The 18,485-nt window shown below is 70.5% G+C and carries 17 protein-coding genes and 1 tRNA gene; 11 read left to right on the top strand and 7 right to left on the bottom strand.

Annotation, left to right across the window (positions count from 1 at the left end; genetic code table 11):
- The first annotated feature begins 177 nt into the window (after positions 1-177).
- From ACTIFV_RS05280 to ACTIFV_RS05270, 3 genes are read left to right on the top strand one after another with little or no spacing between them, the layout of a single operon-like run.
- Positions 178-1,386 (top strand): LLM class flavin-dependent oxidoreductase, encoded by a 1,209-nt coding sequence (locus tag ACTIFV_RS05280; RefSeq protein ID WP_439591725.1) that lies wholly within the window; start codon positions 178-180, stop codon positions 1,384-1,386.
- Positions 1,383-2,744, top strand: coding sequence for an NtaA/DmoA family FMN-dependent monooxygenase (locus tag ACTIFV_RS05275; RefSeq protein WP_439591724.1), 1,362 nt, complete (start codon positions 1,383-1,385; stop codon positions 2,742-2,744). The genes ACTIFV_RS05280 and ACTIFV_RS05275 overlap by 4 nt, the downstream gene beginning before the upstream one ends.
- Positions 2,741-4,624, top strand: coding sequence for an FAD/NAD(P)-binding protein (locus ACTIFV_RS05270; RefSeq protein ID WP_439591723.1), 1,884 nt, complete (start codon positions 2,741-2,743; stop codon positions 4,622-4,624). Before ACTIFV_RS05275 ends, ACTIFV_RS05270 begins: the two co-directional genes overlap by 4 nt.
- Before the next feature lie 21 nt (positions 4,625-4,645).
- Here the strand turns inward: ACTIFV_RS05270 and ACTIFV_RS05265 are convergent, their stop codons facing one another.
- Positions 4,646-5,371, bottom strand: coding sequence for a GNAT family N-acetyltransferase (locus ACTIFV_RS05265; protein ID WP_439591722.1), 726 nt, complete (start codon positions 5,369-5,371; stop codon positions 4,646-4,648).
- 235 nt (positions 5,372-5,606) lie between these two features.
- On the opposite strand from ACTIFV_RS05265, the gene ACTIFV_RS05260 reads away from it, so the two are divergent.
- On the top strand, positions 5,607-6,119 hold the full coding sequence (locus ACTIFV_RS05260; RefSeq protein WP_439591721.1) for a GNAT family N-acetyltransferase: 513 nt from the start codon (positions 5,607-5,609) through the stop codon (positions 6,117-6,119).
- Entirely contained in the window at positions 6,116-7,216 is a 1,101-nt protein-coding gene (locus ACTIFV_RS05255) for an FAD-dependent oxidoreductase (RefSeq protein ID WP_439591720.1), read from the top strand. The genes ACTIFV_RS05260 and ACTIFV_RS05255 overlap by 4 nt, the downstream gene beginning before the upstream one ends.
- A gap of 83 nt (positions 7,217-7,299) precedes the next feature.
- On the opposite strand, the gene ACTIFV_RS05250 is transcribed toward ACTIFV_RS05255, so the two are convergent.
- The 3 genes from ACTIFV_RS05250 to ACTIFV_RS05240 are packed head-to-tail and all read right to left on the bottom strand — an operon-like array spanning position 7,300 to position 10,249.
- The gene (locus ACTIFV_RS05250; RefSeq protein ID WP_439591719.1) at positions 7,300-8,310 is read right to left on the bottom strand and encodes an ABC transporter substrate-binding protein; all 1,011 of its coding nucleotides are present in this window, start codon (positions 8,308-8,310) and stop codon (positions 7,300-7,302) included.
- Between the two features lie 50 nt (positions 8,311-8,360).
- A complete protein-coding gene (locus tag ACTIFV_RS05245) occupies positions 8,361-9,149 on the bottom strand; it encodes an amino acid ABC transporter ATP-binding protein (protein WP_439591718.1) in 789 nt (262 codons plus the stop codon).
- The gene (locus ACTIFV_RS05240) at positions 9,146-10,249 is read right to left on the bottom strand and encodes an amino acid ABC transporter permease (protein WP_439591717.1); all 1,104 of its coding nucleotides are present in this window, start codon (positions 10,247-10,249) and stop codon (positions 9,146-9,148) included. Before ACTIFV_RS05240 ends, ACTIFV_RS05245 begins: the two co-directional genes overlap by 4 nt.
- Before the next feature lie 270 nt (positions 10,250-10,519).
- Between ACTIFV_RS05240 and ACTIFV_RS05235 the strand changes: the two genes are divergently transcribed.
- The 4 genes from ACTIFV_RS05235 (at position 10,520) to ACTIFV_RS05220 (ending at position 14,772) form a co-directional block, all read left to right on the top strand.
- Positions 10,520-11,374 (top strand): sulfurtransferase, encoded by an 855-nt coding sequence (locus tag ACTIFV_RS05235; RefSeq protein WP_439591716.1) that lies wholly within the window; start codon positions 10,520-10,522, stop codon positions 11,372-11,374.
- Positions 11,375-11,701: 327 nt separating this feature from the next.
- The gene (locus tag ACTIFV_RS05230; protein WP_439591715.1) at positions 11,702-12,466 is read left to right on the top strand and encodes a cation-transporting ATPase; all 765 of its coding nucleotides are present in this window, start codon (positions 11,702-11,704) and stop codon (positions 12,464-12,466) included.
- Between the two features lie 39 nt (positions 12,467-12,505).
- The gene (locus ACTIFV_RS05225; RefSeq protein WP_439591714.1) at positions 12,506-13,699 is read left to right on the top strand and encodes a low temperature requirement protein A; all 1,194 of its coding nucleotides are present in this window, start codon (positions 12,506-12,508) and stop codon (positions 13,697-13,699) included.
- A gap of 203 nt (positions 13,700-13,902) precedes the next feature.
- On the top strand, positions 13,903-14,772 hold the full coding sequence (locus ACTIFV_RS05220; protein ID WP_439591713.1) for a hypothetical protein: 870 nt from the start codon (positions 13,903-13,905) through the stop codon (positions 14,770-14,772).
- An 88-nt stretch (positions 14,773-14,860) separates the two neighbouring features.
- Here ACTIFV_RS05220 and ACTIFV_RS05215 read toward each other — a convergent pair.
- The 3 genes from ACTIFV_RS05215 to ACTIFV_RS05205 all read right to left on the bottom strand — a co-directional run bounded on the left by ACTIFV_RS05215 (position 14,861) and on the right by ACTIFV_RS05205 (position 16,483).
- Positions 14,861-14,936, bottom strand: a tRNA-Met gene (locus tag ACTIFV_RS05215).
- Positions 14,937-15,013: 77 nt separating this feature from the next.
- Positions 15,014-15,490: a heme-degrading domain-containing protein gene (locus tag ACTIFV_RS05210; RefSeq protein ID WP_439591712.1), complete on the bottom strand. Its 477-nt coding sequence runs from the start codon at positions 15,488-15,490 to the stop codon at positions 15,014-15,016.
- A 9-nt stretch (positions 15,491-15,499) separates the two neighbouring features.
- Positions 15,500-16,483, bottom strand: coding sequence for a helix-turn-helix transcriptional regulator (locus ACTIFV_RS05205; RefSeq protein WP_439591711.1), 984 nt, complete (start codon positions 16,481-16,483; stop codon positions 15,500-15,502).
- Between the two features lie 61 nt (positions 16,484-16,544).
- Here ACTIFV_RS05205 and ACTIFV_RS05200 point away from each other — a divergent pair, with 61 nt between their 5' ends.
- The gene (locus tag ACTIFV_RS05200) at positions 16,545-17,564 is read left to right on the top strand and encodes an ATP-binding cassette domain-containing protein (protein WP_439591710.1); all 1,020 of its coding nucleotides are present in this window, start codon (positions 16,545-16,547) and stop codon (positions 17,562-17,564) included.
- Positions 17,561-18,343, top strand: a complete 783-nt coding sequence (locus tag ACTIFV_RS05195) for an ABC transporter permease (protein WP_439591709.1) — start codon at positions 17,561-17,563, stop codon at positions 18,341-18,343. Before ACTIFV_RS05200 ends, ACTIFV_RS05195 begins: the two co-directional genes overlap by 4 nt.
- Positions 18,344-18,485: the final 142 nt, after the last annotated feature.

The following is an 18,485-nucleotide window of genomic DNA, read 5'->3' as shown; positions in this document are numbered from 1 at the left end:
TCTGCACGATAGGCGGGCTCGCCGGCGCCGTCATCCCCCGTGTCGGGTGAGAGCGCGCGCTTCGTTACGCCCTCTGGCGCTGTGAGTCGTCATATGTCAGCCGCCGTTGGATGCCGCCGCCACGTGACGCGATGGTGAGAGTCGGACCGCCGCGCATGCGGCAGGAAGGAGCGTCCCGTGACCCACCAGGTGCACCTCGGCATCGCCTTGGAGCGGGCGGGCTGGCATCCCGCCGCGTGGCGCGAGCCTTCTGCCCACGCGCGCGCACTGACCTCGCCCGCCTACTGGCGCGACCTCTTGCGGACGGCGGATGACGCGGGTCTCGCCCTGGCGACGATCGAGGACGCCCTTTCGCTGCCCGATCGCTTCGAGCCGGTCGACGCGCTCCGGCCGGGCCGCGTGCGCGGGCGCCTCGACGCCGTGCTCATCGCCTCCTACGCCGCGCCGCTCACGCGCCGGATCGGGCTCATCCCCACGGTCACGACGACGCACACCGAGCCGTTCCACGTCGCGACCGGCATCCAGACCCTCGACTTCGCGAGTCGGGGCCGCGCGGGCGTGCGTCTCGTCGCCGGCGCGTCGGCGGCCGAGCGCGCGAACTTCGGCCGGCGCGACATCGGCGTGGATGTGTTCCCCGCGTCGGGGCGCGTGGAGGACTCGCCCGAGATCCTCGCGGCGTTCCGCGAGGCCGGCGAGTTCGCCGACGTGCTCGCGCGGCTCTGGGACTCGTGGCAGGATGACGCGATCATCCGCGATCTCGAGAGCGGACGGTTCCTCGACGCGGACCGCGTGCACAGGATCGAGTTCGAGGGGGAGTTCTTCTCGATCACGGGGGCATCGATCGTTCCGCGTTCGCCGCAGGGGCGTCCTCTCCTCACCGTCCTCGCACACCAGACGGTGCCGTTCCGCCTGGCCGCGGAGCACGCCGACCTCGTCTACGTCACGCCGCACGACGATGCCGACGTCGTCGCCATCCGCGACGACCTCGACGCCGCCGCCGATGATCTGCGTCGCGACCGCGAGCCGCTGCGGGTCTTCGCCGACCTGCTCGTCCTCGTCGAGGACACCGCTGTCGCAGCGCGCGACGCCTCTCAGCGTCTCGACGAGTGGGCGGGCGAGCCCCTGACTTCGGATGCGCGCGTCGTCGTGGGAACCCCCGCGGACGTCGTGGACGCCGTGCGGGAGCTCGCGGCATCCGGTGTCGACGGCGTCCGGCTGCGCCCCGCCCGCCAGCCCGCCGACGTCGTCGCGATCGCCGAGAAGGTCGCGCCGATCCTGCGATCGGCGGGCGTGCTGCGCGAGGACGCCGACGGGGCATCGCTGCGTACGCGCCTGGGCCTCACCCGCCCCGAGAGCCGCTATGTCGGAGAGAAGGTGGCGCTGTGAGCCGCGCCGTCCGCCAGGTCCACCTCGCCGCGCACTTCCCCGGCGTCAACAACACGACGGTCTGGACGGATCCGACCGCGGGCAGCCAGATCGACTTCTCGTCGTTCGAGCACTTCTCCCGCACGGCGGAGCGGGGGCTGTTCGACTACGTCTTCCTCGCCGAGGGGCTTCGACTCCGCGAGCACGACGGCCGCGTGCACGAGCTCGACGTGCTCGGTCGCCCCAACACGCTGTCGATCCTCGCCGCCCTCGCGGGGATCACCGAGCACGTCGGTCTGGTGGGCACGCTCAGCACCACGTTCAACGAGCCGTACGAACTGGCGCGTGAGCTCGCGACCCTCGACCACCTCTCGGGCGGGCGGGCCGGATGGAACGCCGTGACGAGTTCGGATGCCTTCCATGGTGCGAACTTCCGCCGCGGCGGATTCCTCGCTCACGCCGACCGGTACGAGCGCGCCCGCGAGTTCGCGGCCCTCGCGAAGGAGCTGTGGGACTCGTGGCCCGCGGATGGCGTGCGGGCGGATGCCGCGACCGGCGCGTTCCTCGACGAGGGGGTGCCCGCGCGCGTGCGTCACGCGGGACCCCAGTTCGACGTCGACGCCCTCTTCGACGTGCCGCGCTCGCCGCAGGGGCGACCGGTCATCGTGCAGGCGGGGGACTCCGCCGACGGGCGGCAGTTCGGCGCCGAGCACGCGGAGGTCATCTTCTCGCTCCACACCGGGTTCGAGGACGCGCGCGCTTTCTACGACGACGTGAAGGGCCAGCTGCCGGCGTGGGGGAGGACCGAGGACTCGCTCAGGATCCTTCCCGCCGCCACCTTCGCCATCGGCGACACGGCGCAGGAGGCGAAGGAGCGCTCGCGCGAGATCGCACTCCAGCAGGTACGACCCGAGATCGCGATCCGCTACCTCGAGGGCGTCTGGAACCGCGATCTGTCGGCGTACGATCCCGACGGGCCGCTGCCCGACATCGAGCCCGACACGGGGGCCGCGACGGCGCAGGGCTGGGCGAACCGCCACGCGGCGGTCGGCAAGCGCATCGACGCCCTGCGCGAGGTGTCCGAGACCGAGGGGCTCAGCATCCGCGACACCGTGATCCGTCTCACGGCGAACCACACCTTCGTCGGGACGCCCGATCACATCGCCGCCGAGATCGACCGGTACGTGCAGGGCCGCGCGACCGACGGATTCACCGTCGTCGGCCATCTGACGCCGCACGGTCTGGACGAGTTCGCCGACCGCGTCGTGCCCCTGCTGCAGGAGCGCGGCTCGTACCGCGAGTCGTACGAAGACGGGGCGACGCTGCGCGACCTCCTGGGGCTGCCGGCCCCGCATCCCGCACCCGTCCTCGCGCGATGACGGCTCCCGCGCGTCTCGTCTTCGTCGGAGCCGGCCCGCGCGCCGTCATGCTCCTGGAACGCGTGCTGGCGCGCACGGACGAGCACACGCGGCTCGACATCGTGCTCGTCGATCCGCATCCGCCGGGCGCGGGTCGCATCTGGCGGCACGCGCAGTCGCCGCTGCTCAAGCTCAACTCGGTGACGCGCGACGTGACGGTGTTCACCGACGACAGCTGCGCGATCGCCGGCCCTGTCCGGCCCGGCCCCGCGCTGGATGCATGGCTCGACCTCTGGCGCGCGGGCGAGCTCGAGGACGTCGAGCTGGACGAGCTCTCGTCGGCCGAGGCGGCGTCGCTCGGGCCGGACGGCTTTCCGACGCGGCGGCTGCACAGCCACTATCTCGACTGGTTCTTCCGGCGCACGATCGCCGATGCGCCGCACGGCGTGACCGTGCGGGCCGTCACGGACACCGTGCGCTCCGTGCGTCCCGATCAGAACGGCGGTCACGTCGTCGTGCTCGCGAGCGGAGACGAGCTGGGGACGGATGCCGTCGTCTACTGCGTCGGACACGCCGAGAGCGACATCGATCCCGCGTCGGCCGACCTGCTCACGGCGTCCCGGCAGCTCGGCCTCGTCTACGTGCCACCGGCCTACACCGCTGATGCCGATCTCTCGGCGGTCGAAGCGGGGACCGATGTCATCGTGCGCGGAATGGGTCTGGCCGCCGTCGATCTCGTCGTCCTCCTCACGCAGGGCCGGGGTGGCAGGTTCGAGCGCGGCGCCGACGGTGCGCTGCGCTACCTCGCCTCGGGCAGCGAGCCGCGCCTGCACCTCGGCTCGCGACGCGGCGTGCCGTACCGGTCGAAGGTCACCTCGACGCTGCAGGGCGACCCGCCGCAGCGCGATGTGCTCACGACCGATGCGATCGCGGCACTCGCAGCCGGCGCGGAGCCCCTCGACTTCGAGCGCGACGCCTGGCCGCTCCTGGCGTCCGAGCTGCTCCACGGTCACTATCGGGAGCTCTTCACGGGGCATCCCGAGCGGGTCGTCGGGAGCTGGACCGACTTCCGCTCCGTGCTCGCGGCACACGCCTGGGACGACCCGCTCCTGCTCGACGAGATCGCCGCGGCGGTGCCGGATCCGCTGGATCGGTTCGACGTGGCGGGCTTCGACCGCCCCTTCGCCGACGCATTCTTCGTCGACCGTGACGATGCGCATCGGCGCGTCCGCGCCCACATCGCGGAGGATCTGCTCCTGCGCACGACGCAGGAGCGCAGTCCCGCGCAGGGCGTCTTCATCGCCGGCCTGCTGTCGTTCATGGCGCTGGCGGAGATCCCCAAGGAACGCTGGAACGCGCGGTCGCGCGCGCATGCGCTGCCGGTGCGCTGGCACACCTTCTTCAGCTACTTCGCGAGCGGCCCGCCTCCGCATCGCCTGGAGGAGCTGCTCGCCCTCGCCGATGCGGGAGTCGTCGTCTTCCTCGGACCCGACGTCGAGATCTCGATCGACGAGCGCGGGTTCACGGCATCCAGCGCCCGCGTTCCCGGCGAGACGCGCACCCGGGCGCTCGTCGATGCCTGGCTGCCGCCGTCGAACGCGGCGCGCAGCACGAACGACGCGCTGCGCGAACTGGCGACCGTGCACGGCAGCGAGCTCCGCGTCGCGGATGCGGAGTACGACGGCTCGCTCGGCCGCGTGCGCGTGACCGACGACGGGCAGGTGCTGAGTTCCGCCGATGTCCCGCACGACGGACTGTTCGCGATCGGTCCCTTCACGTCGCAGACCGAAGCGGGGGCGTTCACCCGCCCCGCGGTCGACTCGCTCTCGTTCCGGCAGACCGACCGGGTCGCCGACGCCATCGTCGCTCGACTGCGCACGGGGGTCGTCGACCCCGTCTGACCACAGGGGCCGCCCGTGCCGTCAGGACGGGGTACGGACGGCGGCGAAGGTCGTGTGCGTGCGCAGCGCGAAGCCGAGTCGCTCGTAGATCGCGATCGCGGTGACGTTGGTCGCGGCGGCGTGCATGAGCGCACGATCGCCGCGCTGCTGGATGTGGAACGCGACGTCGAGCACGAGGCGCGACGCCAGGCCCTGGCCGCGGTACTGCTCGTCCGTCGACACGGCGCTGATCTCGGTCCAGCCCTCGGGGTGCAGGCGTTCGCCGGCCATCGCGACGAGGCGGCCGTCGCGACGGATGCCGACGTAGCGACCGAGCTCGTGCGTGCGCGGCTTGAAGGGACCGGGCTGGTTGCGCTCGACCACCGCGAGCATCTCCTCGACGTCGTCGGCGCCCAGCAGCACTGCCTCGTCGTCGGGCTTCGGTGCGAGCGCGGCGGTCTCGACGAGCTGCACGCCCTCGCCGTGCCACAGGACCTCCCAGCCCGGAGGCAGCTCGGGATCGGCACCCGAGTAGCCGACCTCGGCGCCCGGCCCGACGAGAGCGATCAGCGCGTCCCACACCGCGGGGTCGTCCCACGTCCGCACGGCGAGGAAGGGCGCGACGTCGTCGGGATACTTGCGCACGAGGTCGTCGCCGATCGCGAAGTGGGCGTGCGGACCCGTGAGCGCGTGCCAGGTGGGGTTGTCGAGGACCGCCTCGTCGCGGGCGGAGAGCGCGAGCTCGACGGGGGTGGATGCGTGGGGCATCCGCTCAGAATGCGCGCGCGCGACCGTCGTCGCAACCTGAGCCGCAATCTCTCGCAACGGGTCGATCCCGCAGCGGCGATCGCCGAGGCGGTGCCTCGCTCTCGGTTACGGCGGATGAAGGCGGATGACGACCTGTGACGCCCTGCGGTCGCGTCGAGCGCGGACGGCCTGGCGAACCGTATCGTCGAAGACAGCGTCATCGCCGGCTGAGGCGCCCCGTCGCGAGAAGGACCGCATGCCCGACATCCTCACCACCGCCTCGATCGAGGTCGTCTCGTGGTTCGATCCGCGCGCGGTCGCGCTGCGCGAGGCGATGGATGCCGAGATCGGTCCGCGATACGCGGGGCGCCTGCTCGATGTCGATCCGATCGAGGCCGAGCGCATGGCGAACGCGCTCGCCGTGGATCCGGCGACGATCCCCGTGACGATCATCGCGACCGTCGACGGGCGGCCGGTCGGGCATGCGGCACTGCGCGACCTCGGCCCGGAGTTCGAGGGGTCGCTCGAGGTCAAGCGCGTCTTCGTCGCGGCGGACGTCCGTGGGTCCGGCGTCAGCCGGCTGCTCATGGCCGAGCTCGAGCGTCTCGGCGCCGCAGCGGGCGCTCGCCGCCTCATCCTGCAGACGGGCGACCGGCAGCCCGAGGCGGTCGCCCTCTACGAGCGGATCGGGTACACGCGGATACCGACGTATCCGCCCTATCTCCCGATCACGTTCTCGCAGTGCTTCGCTAAGGCGATCGACGGGTGAGCATCGATGCCGAGGTCGTCGTCATCGGCGGCGGGGTCATGGGATCCGCGACGGCGTGGCAACTAGCCCGCCGCGGCGTCGATGTGGTCCTCGTCGAGCGGTTCGACATCGGCCACCGGCATGGCGCTTCGCACGGCACATCACGCAACTTCAACCTGGGCTATCAGGATCCGACGCTCCTCGCCTGGCTGCAGGAAGCGGCTGAAGACTGGCGCGAACTCGAGCGGGAGAGCGGGGAGAGCATCCTCACCCGCACCGGGATCGTCAATCACGGACCCGGCCGCGACTACGCGGCGGCCGCCGTCGACATCGCCGCGGGCGGCTTCCGCACCGAGCTGCTGGACGCGGCCGAAGCGACGCGGCGCTGGCCCGGACTGCGTTTCGCCGGCCCTGTGCTGCACACGCCCGAGGCGGGGCGACTGCACGCGGATCGCGCGGTCGACGCGTTCGCGTCCACGGCCGCGGCGAACGGCGCCCGCCTGCTCACCGAGACCGCGCTCGTCGCCGGGGCCATCGACGACGACCGGGTGGACCTCGTCGTGCGCGACACCGGGGGAGCGCAGCACCCGATCTCTGCGCGGCGCGCTGTCGTGACCGCGGGCGCCTGGACGACCGACGTGCTCGCCACGCTCGGCGCGACCTTCGCACTTCCGCCGCTCCGGGTCACGCAGGAGCAGCCGGCGACCTTCGCGGCGCTGGCACCGACCCCCGAGGACTGGCCCGGGTTCAATCACGCCCCGTCGCCCGACGACCCGGCGACAGCGTGGTTCCCGACCGCGGTCTACGGAATGGGAGTCCCCGGAGAGGGCGTCAAGGCGGGGTGGCACGGTGTGGGGCCAGAGGTCCACCCCGACCGGCGCACATATCTGCCCGAGCCCGCGCTCGCCGCCTCGATCCGTCGCTACGCTCGCGAGTGGCTGCCCGGGGTCGACGCGGATCGCGCTGTCGAGATCTCGTGCACGTACACGTCGACTCCGGATGCCGCGTTCATCCTCGACCGGATCGGGCCGGTCGCCCTCGGGGCGGGCTTCTCGGGGCACGGGTTCAAGTTCGCCCCGACGATCGGCCGCGTGCTGGCCGATCTCGTCAGGGCATGACGTCGATCCCTCCGCATCCCCAGCTCGCCGGGAGACGCCGAAGGCGAGGGCGGCGCTCGTGACGCCGCCCCCGCCTCGAAGGGTCAGGACTTGGGAAGTCCCGCGGGGTTGACCACGGACTCCTCGATCGCTTCGCTCTCGAGTCCCCAGAACTCGAGGAGCTCCGTGTACGTGCCGTCCGCGATGATCGCGTTGAGCACGATGCTGACGGGCTCGATGAGGCCGTTGCCCTTCGCGGTGCCGGCCGCGATCTCGGCCGTCAGCGGCCAGCCGCCGGGCACGATGCCGACGAGCTTGGTGTCACCCGTCTCACGAGCAGCCCACGCCGACGTCGCGTTGGGGCCGAAGTTGGCGTCGGCGCGTCCGGACTGGATCGCGAGCGTCGCAGCGGCTGTGTCGTCGAAGTACTGCAGCTCCGCCGGCTGCTTGCCGTCGGCCTCGAGCTCTTCGTTCCACGCGAGGAGCACCTGCTCCTGATTGGTGCCCGAGCCGACGATGATCTTCAGGCCCTCGATGTCGGCGGCCTTCGTGATCGACTCGATGGGGCTGTCCGACTTCACGTAGAACCCGAGGAGGTCCTGCCGGTAGCTCGCGAAGTCGTAGAGCTCCTTGCGCTCCTCGGTCACCGTCACGTTCGCGGTGATGAGGTCGTACTTGCCCGACTGGATGCCCAGAGGCCAGTCCGCCCAGGCGACGACCTGCGGGTTGTACTCGAGTCCGAGGCCCTCCGCGATGAGCGATCCGAGGTTGGGCTCGGTGCCCGCGACGTCGCCCGGAGCCGACGTGCCATCGGGCTGGTAGCTGAGCGGCGGCACGAACGCGCCGATCGCCACGGTGAGCTTGCCCGCTTCGATGGGCTCGAAGCCGCTCGCCTCGAGCGCCTCGACGGCCTCGGGGATCGGACCGTCGAGGTGGAACCTCTCGATCTCGTCGGTCGTCGTGTTCGCCTCGGCGGCGGGGGTCTCGTCGCCGCCGGGGGCTGCCTCGGCGCTCCCGGCATTCAGGTTCACGACGGCGAAGACGCCGCCCACGATCGCCGCGACCGCGACGATGCCCACTCCGAGGGCGACGCCCTGCTTCTTGCTGATGGCCATGCTGTGTGTCTCTCTATCTGTGTGGATGCCGGGACCTGCGCGGTGCCGCGTCAGGCCAGGACTTTGGCGAGGAACTCCCGCGTGCGCGGGTGCTCCGGGGCGACGAGGACCCTGCTGGGCGGGCCCTCTTCGAGGATTCGGCCGCCGTCGACGAACACGATGCGGTCGGCGACCTCGCGCGCGAACCCGATCTCGTGCGTGACGATGACGAGGGTCGTGCCGGTGCTCGCGAGGGTGCGGATCACGTCGAGCACCTCGCCCACCAGCTCGGGGTCGAGGGCGCTCGTGGGCTCGTCGAAGAGCAGCACCTTCGGGTCGAGCGCGAGCGCGCGGGCGATCGCGACGCGCTGCTGCTGTCCGCCCGACAACTGGCGCGGATAGTGATCCGACTTGTCGCTCAGTCCGACGCGGGCGAGGAGCCCCAGGGCGAGCTCGCGTGCCTCGCTCCTGTTCAGCCGCTTGAGCGCAAGGGGTGCCTCGGTGACGTTCTCGAGAGCTGTGAGATGCGGGAAGAGATTGAAGTTCTGGAAGACGATCCCGATCTGGGTGCGCCGCTGCAGGATGTCCTTCTCCCGCAGCTCGTAGAGCTTCTCGCCCCGCAGCTCGTAGCCGATGAGCTGGCCGTCGACCGTGACCGAGCCCTGGTCGACGCTCTCGAGGTGGTTGATCGTGCGCAGGAGCGTGGATTTGCCCGACCCGCTCGGGCCGAGGATCGCGACGACCTCGCCGGGCGCGATGGTGAGGTCGATGCCCGAGAGCACCTCGAGAGCGCCGTAGCTCTTGTGGACGTTGTGGATCTCGACGAGACCCCTCGTAGGGGCGGGGGCTGCGATGGTCATCGGGTCTCCTCGTTCGCGTCGATGGCGGCATCCTGACGAATCGGGGGCGCGGCGACCGCGCGCGGGTCGTCGTCCGGTTCCAGCCTCGCGGGCGTGTCGCCCAGGCGCGCCCACTGCGACGACGTCCACCGGCGCACGCGTTGGAACGGGGTCGGCGGCAGGGCGCGGGCGGATCCCCGCGCGTAGTGCCGCTCGATGTAGTACTGCGCGATGCTCAGGATCGTCGTGATGATCGTGTACCAGACCACCGCTACCAGCAGCAGCGGGATCACACGGCTGTTGCGCATGTAGATGACCTGCACCTGGTAGAACAGCTCGGGGATCGCGATGACGAACACGACCGAGGCCCCCTTGACGAGCCCGATCACCTCATTGGTCGCGTTCGGCACGATCGAACGCATGGCCTGCGGCAGGATGATGTGGCGCAGGCGCTTGCCCGAGGGGATGCCGAGGGCGGCCGCGGCTTCGAGCTGCCCTTGATCGACGGAGAGGATGCCGCCGCGGACGATCTCGGCCGAGTAGGCGGCCTGGTGGAGGCTGAGGCCGAGGATCGCGGCGGCGAACCCGCTGATGAGCTGCACCGTCGGGAACTCGACGATCCAGAAGTCCGTCGTGAACGGGGTGCCCAGCCCCAGGGTCGGGTAGAGGTAGCCCAGGTTGTACCAGACGACCAGCTGCACCACGAGCGGCACCGAGCGGAAGAACCAGATGTAGAGCCACGCGGCGGACTGCAGCAGCGGCGACTTCGAGAGGCGCCCGAGCGCGATCACCGTGCCGAGCAGGAACCCGATCGTGGCGGAGATCGCCGTCAGCGAGAGCGTGTACCCGAGACCGATCAGGATCGGCTCGGTGAAGAAGTACTCCGCGAAGACGCCCCATTCGTAGTTGGGGTTGGTCACGAGCGACCACGCGAACTGCGCGACGGCGAAGGCGATGAGCGCGCTGAGCACCCAGCGGAACCAGTGCCGCGTGTGCACGACCCGGATCGTGCCGAGGTCCACGCGCTCGCGTGCGGGGGGAGCGTCGGCTCGGTCGTCGACGAGGGATGCCGCAGTCGGGCGCTCGTCTTCGCGGATGCGATCGTCAGCAGTCGTCGTCATGGCCGCTTCCTCCGTTCGTGTCGGCACGGCCCGCAGGCCCTGGTGTCCGATCACGGTAGGGCGCGGTCATCCAGCGGTGAGACGGGCCCGATCACATCCCGACATGTTGCGACTCACGCGTTAACACGTCCCCGTCGGACCCCTCGCGCGAGGTCGCCGTCGACTCCTCGCGGCCGACCGTGTGAACGAATGTGACGGGATCTTTCGTCTTCTTGCGCCGTGTTTCGACACACAGCGCGCGCGAGGGGCCGGTCATCCGAACCTTGATCCATGCCCCACGTGATCGATGTCCCGGCGCTCAGCGCCGCGCTGGCCGGCGACCGGCCTGTGCGGCTGCTCGACGTGCGCTGGCGACTCGACATCCCGCAGGGGCGGCCGGCGTATCTCGCCGCGCACATCCCCGGGGCGGTGTACGTCGACCTCGAACACGACCTCTCGCGGGCCGGCCATCCGGAGGAGGGGCGCTTTCCGCTGCCGTCTCTGGGCGACTTGCAGACGGCGGCGCGTCACTGGGGCATCGATGACGGCGATCTCGTCGTCGCCTACGACGACAACGACGCGGTCGCGGCATCGCGCGCATGGTGGCTGCTGCGGCGCCGCGGCGTCGACATCCGGGTGCTCGACGGGGGGATCCGTGCGTGGGTCCGGCGCGGCCTTCCGGTCGAGTCGGGCGATCACGGGGCCGCGGCCGGCGATGTGCGCCTTCTCGATGTGGATCCGGGCATCGCATCCATCGACGACGCGGCGCGCGCGCCGACCACCGGCGTGCTCGTCGACGTGCGCGGACCGGATCACTATCGCGGGCGTGCGAGCGGTGAGGATCCCGCGGCCGGACACATCCCCGGCGCGGTCAACCTGCCGACCGTGGCGCACATCGCGCGCGACGGAACCCTCCGCTCCCCGCACGAGATCCGCGGCATCATCCAGTCGAGCGGCGTCGATGCGGACCGCGACATCGTCCTGTACTGCGGGGTCGGCATCGCCTCCGCCCATTCGGCTCTCGCCTTCGCCGAGGCGGGCATCGAGACGCGCGTCTACACGGGGGCCTGGAGTCAATGGTCGCGAAGCCGGGGCAGGCCGGTCGCGGTAGGCCGCACGCCGGCCGATGCGTTCAGCGGATGGTGACGGCAGACCGTGCTCATGACGCGCCTCCGAGGTCGGCTGGACGTCGGGCGCGCACGGTCCGCGCACTGCCGTCGCAGCCTCCGCGCGTGTGCAGGAGACGCATAGGTTGGGGCCGGTAGCCTCGGTCGCGCAAGGGGAGTACTCCCGATGCGACGGCTCGTCAATACGGACACGCGATCGTGTCCCGGTCCGTCGGCTCCGTGAGGGGTGGAGGAGACCTTGGCGTCCGTCGCACGCCGTCTCACCGGAGCTCCCTGCATACATCGACACCCGTCGACTCCCGTGAGTGTGCGGCCGGACGAACCACCCGTGAATGAAAGGTTCGTCATGAGCAAGCTGTCCCGTCTGGTCGACATGGCATCGAAGGCGCTCGACAAGAAGGCCGGTCCGTCGGCCTCGCAGAGCTCGAATGGTTGGAGCGGCATGGTGCGCAGCGCCGCAGATGCGCTCACCGGGCAGCCGGGTGCCGCCACGGGCGCGCGACCGGCCACGACACCCCCTGCGGCAGCCACCGCATCCGCCCCCGCGTCGCGCCCCGGCGTGACGCCGCCGGCGGCCGGGTCGTACGGGTCTGCCGAGGATCGCGCTGCGATCGCGCGGTACGACTACCTCATGCGCACGGCCGAGCCGCACGCGGTCGAGCAGATCCATCGCGAGGCCTTCGAACGGCTCACCCCCGCGCAGCGTGCTCAGCTCGAGGCGCGGATGAGCACGGAGCTCGCCCCGCACGAGCGGCCGACGTCGTCGTCGGCGGCCGACCTCGCGCGAGCCGCGGGTCGGAGCGAAGCGATGAGACCGGGACGGATGCGGGGTCTGCTGTCGCGCGCGGGTGCCGGCGCTGCGGGTGCTGCGGGAATCGGGCTGCTCGGCGCCGTGGCGGGCGGAGCCGTGCTCAGCGCGGTCGCCGCGCCCCTGCTCGCGCAGGCGGCGGATCTCGGCGTCGACTTCGGCGCGCTCGCCGAGGGCGTGGACGTCGACGCCCTGGCAGGCGGTGCGGAGGGGCTCGTCGCGGATGCTGGAGAGCAGGTGTCCGGACTCGGCGAGCAGCTCAGCGGGTTCGAGCTACCGGGGCTCCGCGACCTTTTCGGCTGAGTACGTCAGGGGCTCCCGGAGCGGTGCCAGGATGAGGGCATGGCATTCGGGATGGTCCGTGACGTGCTGCGCCCCGCGGACTCCGAGCGCGCTGATCGAGTGACCTATGTCGAGCTGTTCTTCGACCTGGTGTTCGTCTTCGGGCTGACTCAGCTGTCCGCCTACCTCTACGAGAACCAGACGCCGCTGGGCGCGTTCGAGGGCATCATCATGGTGTGCGCCCTGTGGTGGGCGTGGGTGTCGACCACGTGGGTGACCAATTGGCTCGACCCGGTGAAGCTTCCCGTGCGCGGGGCGGTGATCGCCCTCGCCTTCGTCGCGCTCGTGATGAGCGTCTCGATCGCGGAGGCCTTCGGAGAACGCGCGTGGGCGTTCGCGATCGCCTACGTGGTCCTGCAGGTCGGGCGAACGGGCTTCATCGTGTGGGCGACGGCGCGTCACGACCGACAGGTCGCCCGGGATTTCGCTCTCGTGCTGTGCTGGACGGTCGCCGGTGCCGTGCTGTGGATCGTCGGCGCCCTCCTGCCCCTGGCCTGGCAGCTGCCGTTGTGGGCCGCAGCGCTCGCTCTCGAACTGCTCGGCACGGTTCTGGGGTATCCGATCCCCGGCCGAGGACGCGTGCTGCTGCGCTCGTGGGACCTGTCCGGTCCGCACATCGCCGAGCGCACCGCGCTCTTCGTGCTCATCGCGCTCGGCGAAGGGCTGCTGGTCACCGGGCTCGCGTTCGTCGAGAAGGAATCGTCAGCGGCATCCATCGCTGCGATGGTGACGGCGTTCGTCGCCGCCGCGGCGACGTGGTGGATCTACTTCGACCATGGTGAACGTATCGGCGCGGAGGCGATCGAAGCCTCGGACGAGCCGGCGAAGCTCGCTCGCACGGCCTACACCTGGGTGCATCTTCCGATCATCGCCGGCATCGTGCTGATGAGCGTGGGCGACAAGGAGATGCTCTCGCTTCCCGACCAGCGCGGCCTCGCCGCGACCATCGTGATCGTCGGTGCGCCGACCCTGTTCCTCATCGGCACCGTGATCTTCCGTCGCGTTCTCGAGGGTCGCTGGTCGCGCGCACAGCTCATCGGGCTGGGTGCTCTCGCCCTGCTCGCGGGCGCGGCGTCCGCTCTCGCGTTCTTCGACGCTCTCTCGCTGTCCATCACCGCCGCGATCGTTCTCGTCGGTGTCGCTGCGGGCGAGACCGTCGAGCGCGTGCGGCGCGGCCGTCGCGCTGGAGGATGACCGACCCCGCGCCCGGCATGACGGGGGCGGCACCGCGGGGGGAGTGCGGAACGGGCGTCTTCGACGCGTCGGTGCGTGTGCGGGCCCGAGCGCATGGGAGCCGCGGTACTACGACCAACGTCCGATTGTCGGATGAACTCGCGCCCACGGATGGTGGACAGGCACCCGACTTCCCGGGATCCCACCATCGCGAAAGGCCGTACATGCCTCACATCCGGACCCCTCTCACGATTCTGCGCGCAGCCCTCATCGCCGGCGCCGTTGTGATCGTCGGCTCACTGACGATCGCCGCCCCTGCGCAGGCCAAGACGTCCGTGACCGGCGGCGACTTCGCCGTCACCGTCAACGGCACAACGTACAACCCCGCCCCCGGGAAGGACATCAGGCTCTCGAACCTGGCTCCCGGTGCTCGGGTCGCCGTGCGTGGCATCCATGTCGGTTTCGACATCGACGTGGCGACGCTCGGCGTGTACGACTACACCCTCACCGGAGCTCCCGATCCGCAGCGCATGGTGACGTCTCCGACGAAGATCTTCGCGTCGAAGGTGCCGACCCTGACGGCTGCACAGCGCGCCGGGGCGACGATCACGCGTCTCGAAGTGAAGGACGAGTCGGTGGCCGTGATCTTCCGGACCTCGCTCGGCACGTACAAGATCCAAGCGAAGGACGGCGCTCAAGGCGGCATCTTCCAGATGGAGACCGAGTTCGCAGGGCCTGTCGAGTTCACGCACACCCTCGCGCCCGGCATCTTCTACTTCACCAATTCGTTCACTGGCAAGATCAACTTCGGCAACGGGATCGACGCTGTGAGCACGTCGCAGAGCTCCACCGGGTACCACCAGATGCTGCTCGGCAAGGACAGCCCGCAGGTCGCCACCAAGACTCTGCAGACGGCCACCGTCACGAAGTGGATCGTGCAGCCCGGCGGCCGCCTGGGCGGCGTGCTCGGCGAGGATGCCATCGAGCTGTCGGCCGGCGCCACCAACTGCACCAGCAAGTGCCAGGCGCAGAACCGCATCCAGGGCTCGCTTCCCGTGCCGCCGGACCCGCAGAACCCGACACCCCTGCCCTGACGATTCCGCGCCGTCCCTCGTCCCGAGCGCACGCGGGGCGCGGGACGGCGCGTCGAATTCCGAGAAACCCCGAGATCCGCCTGCAGAGTGGACGCGACGGCGGGAGTCGAACCCGCAACGCTTCCGGGTATGAGCCGGAGCCCGGGACCACCCGGATCGCCGCGATGTGAAGCGATGACACCACGCTAGGCGCGACCGCCGACACCGCTCAACGGTGTGAAGCTCTGTGACAGCGTGTGTCTCAGAGCGTCGCGGCGAAGCCGCGCAGGTGCGACACCACGAAGGCGTGGTCATCGGCCTGGGGCAGGCCCGAGACGCCGACCGTGCCCACGACGCCGACCCCGGCGATCGTGATCGGGAAGACGCCGCCATGGGCTGCGAAGACGGAAGTGTCGAGGCGTCCGTCGGTGTCGAAGTCCCGACCCGCGGCGCGGAACGCGAGACCCACGCCGTAGGACGAACGCCCGTAGCGACGTGCAACGCGCGCCTTGCGTTCGAGCCAGCCGTCATTGTCGGCGCTCGATCCGGGCAGGGCCGTGTGGAAGAGGCGCGCTTCGCCGAGCGAGATGCCGATGACGATCGGCAGCTCGGCGGCCACCGCGGCATCGCGCATGCGGGAACCGAGGGTCCAGGCATCCTTCACATCGAAGCGCGGCAGCACGATCTCGCGCTCCTCCGCCTCGACGCGTGCCAGGGTCTCCAAGACGTCGTCGCTCATGCGTCGAGGTTAGCGGGCGACAGGCTGGGGAGCGTCGAGAGCCGCGAGCATCCGCACGAGCGTCTCGCGCAGCTCTTCCCGCGCGGGTGAGGCGAGGTCCGTCGTGTATGCGACTCCGGCGGGGATCCACGACAGCCCGTACATCGTCTCGCGGAAGTCGCTGCCGCCGACGGGCCAGCGGGTATGCGTGGCATCCTCTGCCGTCGCGCCCTGCCCCCACTGGCCGAAGTTCTCGCGCATGACATCCAGCGGCAGCTCCATCACGGCATCGGCCTCGACGGCCGTGCGCACCCACGAACGGGCGACGAAGATGAACTCCTCGATCTGCTCGGGCGTGAGCGGCTTCGGCTCGAAGAGCACGCGGGCGTGCTCGACGCCCGCCAGGCGGTCGACGCGGAATGTGCGCCAGTCGTCCTTGTCGAGATCCCAGCACAGCAGGTACCAGTGACGGTCTGCGGGCGCGAGGGCGTGCGGCTCGACGCGACGCCTGGTCACCTCGCCCGACGCTGCGGTGTAGACGAAGCGCACGCGTTCGTGGTCCCGGCACGCGAGCGCGAGCTCGCCGAGGATCTCGCTGTCGACGGGCGCACCGGCGTTGATGCCCGACGGCTGCACCGTCTCGGCGAGGGCGGTGACCCGCCGGCGCAGCGGCGCGGGCAGCACCTGCTCGAGCTTCGCCAGAGCCGTGATGGTCGTCTCGGGGCCGGAGACGAGGCGCTGGGACGCCGCGACTCGGAGTCCGATCGCCATCGCGACGGCTTCTTCGTCGGTCAGCAGGAGCGGGGGCACGGCGCTCCCGGCCTCGAGCCGATACCCTCCGGCAGCACCCGGGGAGGACTCGATGCGGTAGCCGAGATCGCGCAGGCGCTCGACGTCGCGGCGCACCGTGCGCTCGGTCACTCCGAGTCGCACAGCGAGCTCGGTGCCCGGCCAGTGGCGGTGAGTCTGCAGCAGATTGAGCAGCGAGAGCGCTCGTGTCGTCGTGTCGGCCATGTCGAAACATTATCGAGCGATGCGGACAAGATCTGACCGCAGTGGCTCCTAGCCTCGCGATATGGCGAACGAACCGATCATTCAAGCGCAGGGGCTCACCAAGCGCTTCACCGTCAAGAAGAAGACTGTCGAGGCCGTCACCGACCTCTCCTTCGAGGTCGCGCGCGGCGAGCTCGTGGCATTCCTCGGGCCGAACGGCGCGGGCAAATCCACCAGTCTGCGCATGCTCACGACCCTCATACCGCCGACGTCGGGCACCGCCCGCGTGGTCGGCTACGACATCCTCCAGCGGCCCGCCGACGTGCGGGCGCGCATCGGCTACGTGGGGCAGCTCACGAGCGGCAGCTTCTCGCAGCGTGTGCGCGACGAGCTGCTCAGCCAAGGGGCGTTCTACGGCATGCCGGCGAACGCCGCCAAGAAGAGAGCGGACGACCTCATCGACTCGCTCGATCTCGGGTCGTTCGCAACGCGGTCCGTCCAGCAGCTGTCGGGCGGTCAGAAGCGCCGGCTCGACATCGCGCTCGGGCTCATGCACGCGCCGCCGCTGATCTTCCTCGACGAGCCGTCGACGGGCCTCGATCCGCAGAGCCGGGCGAACCTGTGGCAGCACATCCTGGATCTGCGCGCCCAGCACGGCACGACGATCTTCCTCACGACGCACTACCTCGAAGAGGCAGATCGCTACGCCGAGCGGGTCATGGTCATGGACAGGGGCCGCGTGATCGCCGACGACAGCGCGACAGCGCTGAAAGCCGAGCTGGCGGGCGACGTGCTCACCTTCGGCTTCGCATCGACCGACGAAGCCGAGAGGGCGCTCGCCGTGCTGTCGACGCTGACCGACCGTGACGTGCGGGTGGACGCCGCATCCATCGTCGTCACCGCCCCCGACGGCGACGCATTGCTTCCCCGGGTCGTGCGGGCGATGGATGCCGCGGGCATCACGGTGCAGCGCGCGACCGGCGTCCCGCCCACGCTCGACGACGTGTTCCTCGCACTCACGGGGCGCACGCTGCGTGAAGCGGGCGAGGGCGCGCACGTGGAAGAACAAGAAGCGACCGAGACGGCAGGAGCCCAGCGATGACCACCACGAACGACACGGCCGTCACGGCGAATCCCGCCCGCGACACCTGGAACGTGCTCACGCGCGAGCTCAAGCCCGTCGCGCGCGATCCGTTCACCCTGATCTTCAGTCTCGTTCAGCCTCTCGTGTTCCTCGGGCTGTTCGCGCCGCTGCTCGTCGGATCGTCGGGCGCGCCGGTCGGCGAGACCCTGCAGTGGTTCGTGCCGGGTGTGCTCGTCATGATCGTGCTCTTCGGCACGGGAGCGACCGGATCGAATCTGCAGTACGAGATGATGACGGGCTCGCACGAGCGCACCCTCGTCGCGCCCCTCGCGCGGTCGTCGCTGCTGATCGGCCGCGCCCTGAAGGAGGTCGTGCCGATCATCGTGCAGGCGCTGCTCATCGTGCTGATCGCGTGGCCGTTCGGCTTCACGATCAGCGTGCCGGGTCTGGTGATCGGGCTCGCGCTCCTGGCGGTGTTCGGGGTCGGCCTCGGCTCGCTGTCGTACACGCTCGCCCTCGGCACGAAAGACCGGGAGTGGCTGTTCTGGGGAGTCCAGCAGACGCTCATCTTCCCGCTGCTGATCCTGTCGGGGATGCTCCTGCCGCTCGACGACGGCCCGGCGTGGATGCGCGCGGTCGCCACGGTCAACCCCATCAACTGGGTCGTCCAGGCCGAGCGAGCACTCTTCGCAGGGGATCTCGGAGCGATCGAGGTGCTCTGGGGTTGGATCGCCGCCCTGGTGCTCGCGGCCCTCGGCTTGTGGGCCGGCATCCGCGCGATGCGTCGCAGCAGCTGACCCCGCGCCGTGATGCCTCGGGAGTTCACACACCGATTCCACGGCTCGATCGTCGACCCTGAGCGCGGCATCGGCGCCGGCGCGTAACGATTTCACCTCGAAACCCGCCCCGACCGGTCGGAGAGCGGAGGCGCGTCCGAGG

Origin of the sequence: Microbacterium sp., from assembly GCF_051860965.1 — a bacterium.
Taxonomy (GTDB): Bacteria; Actinomycetota; Actinomycetes; order Actinomycetales; family Microbacteriaceae; genus Microbacterium.
This window is presented reverse-complemented; position numbering and strand designations above follow the sequence as displayed.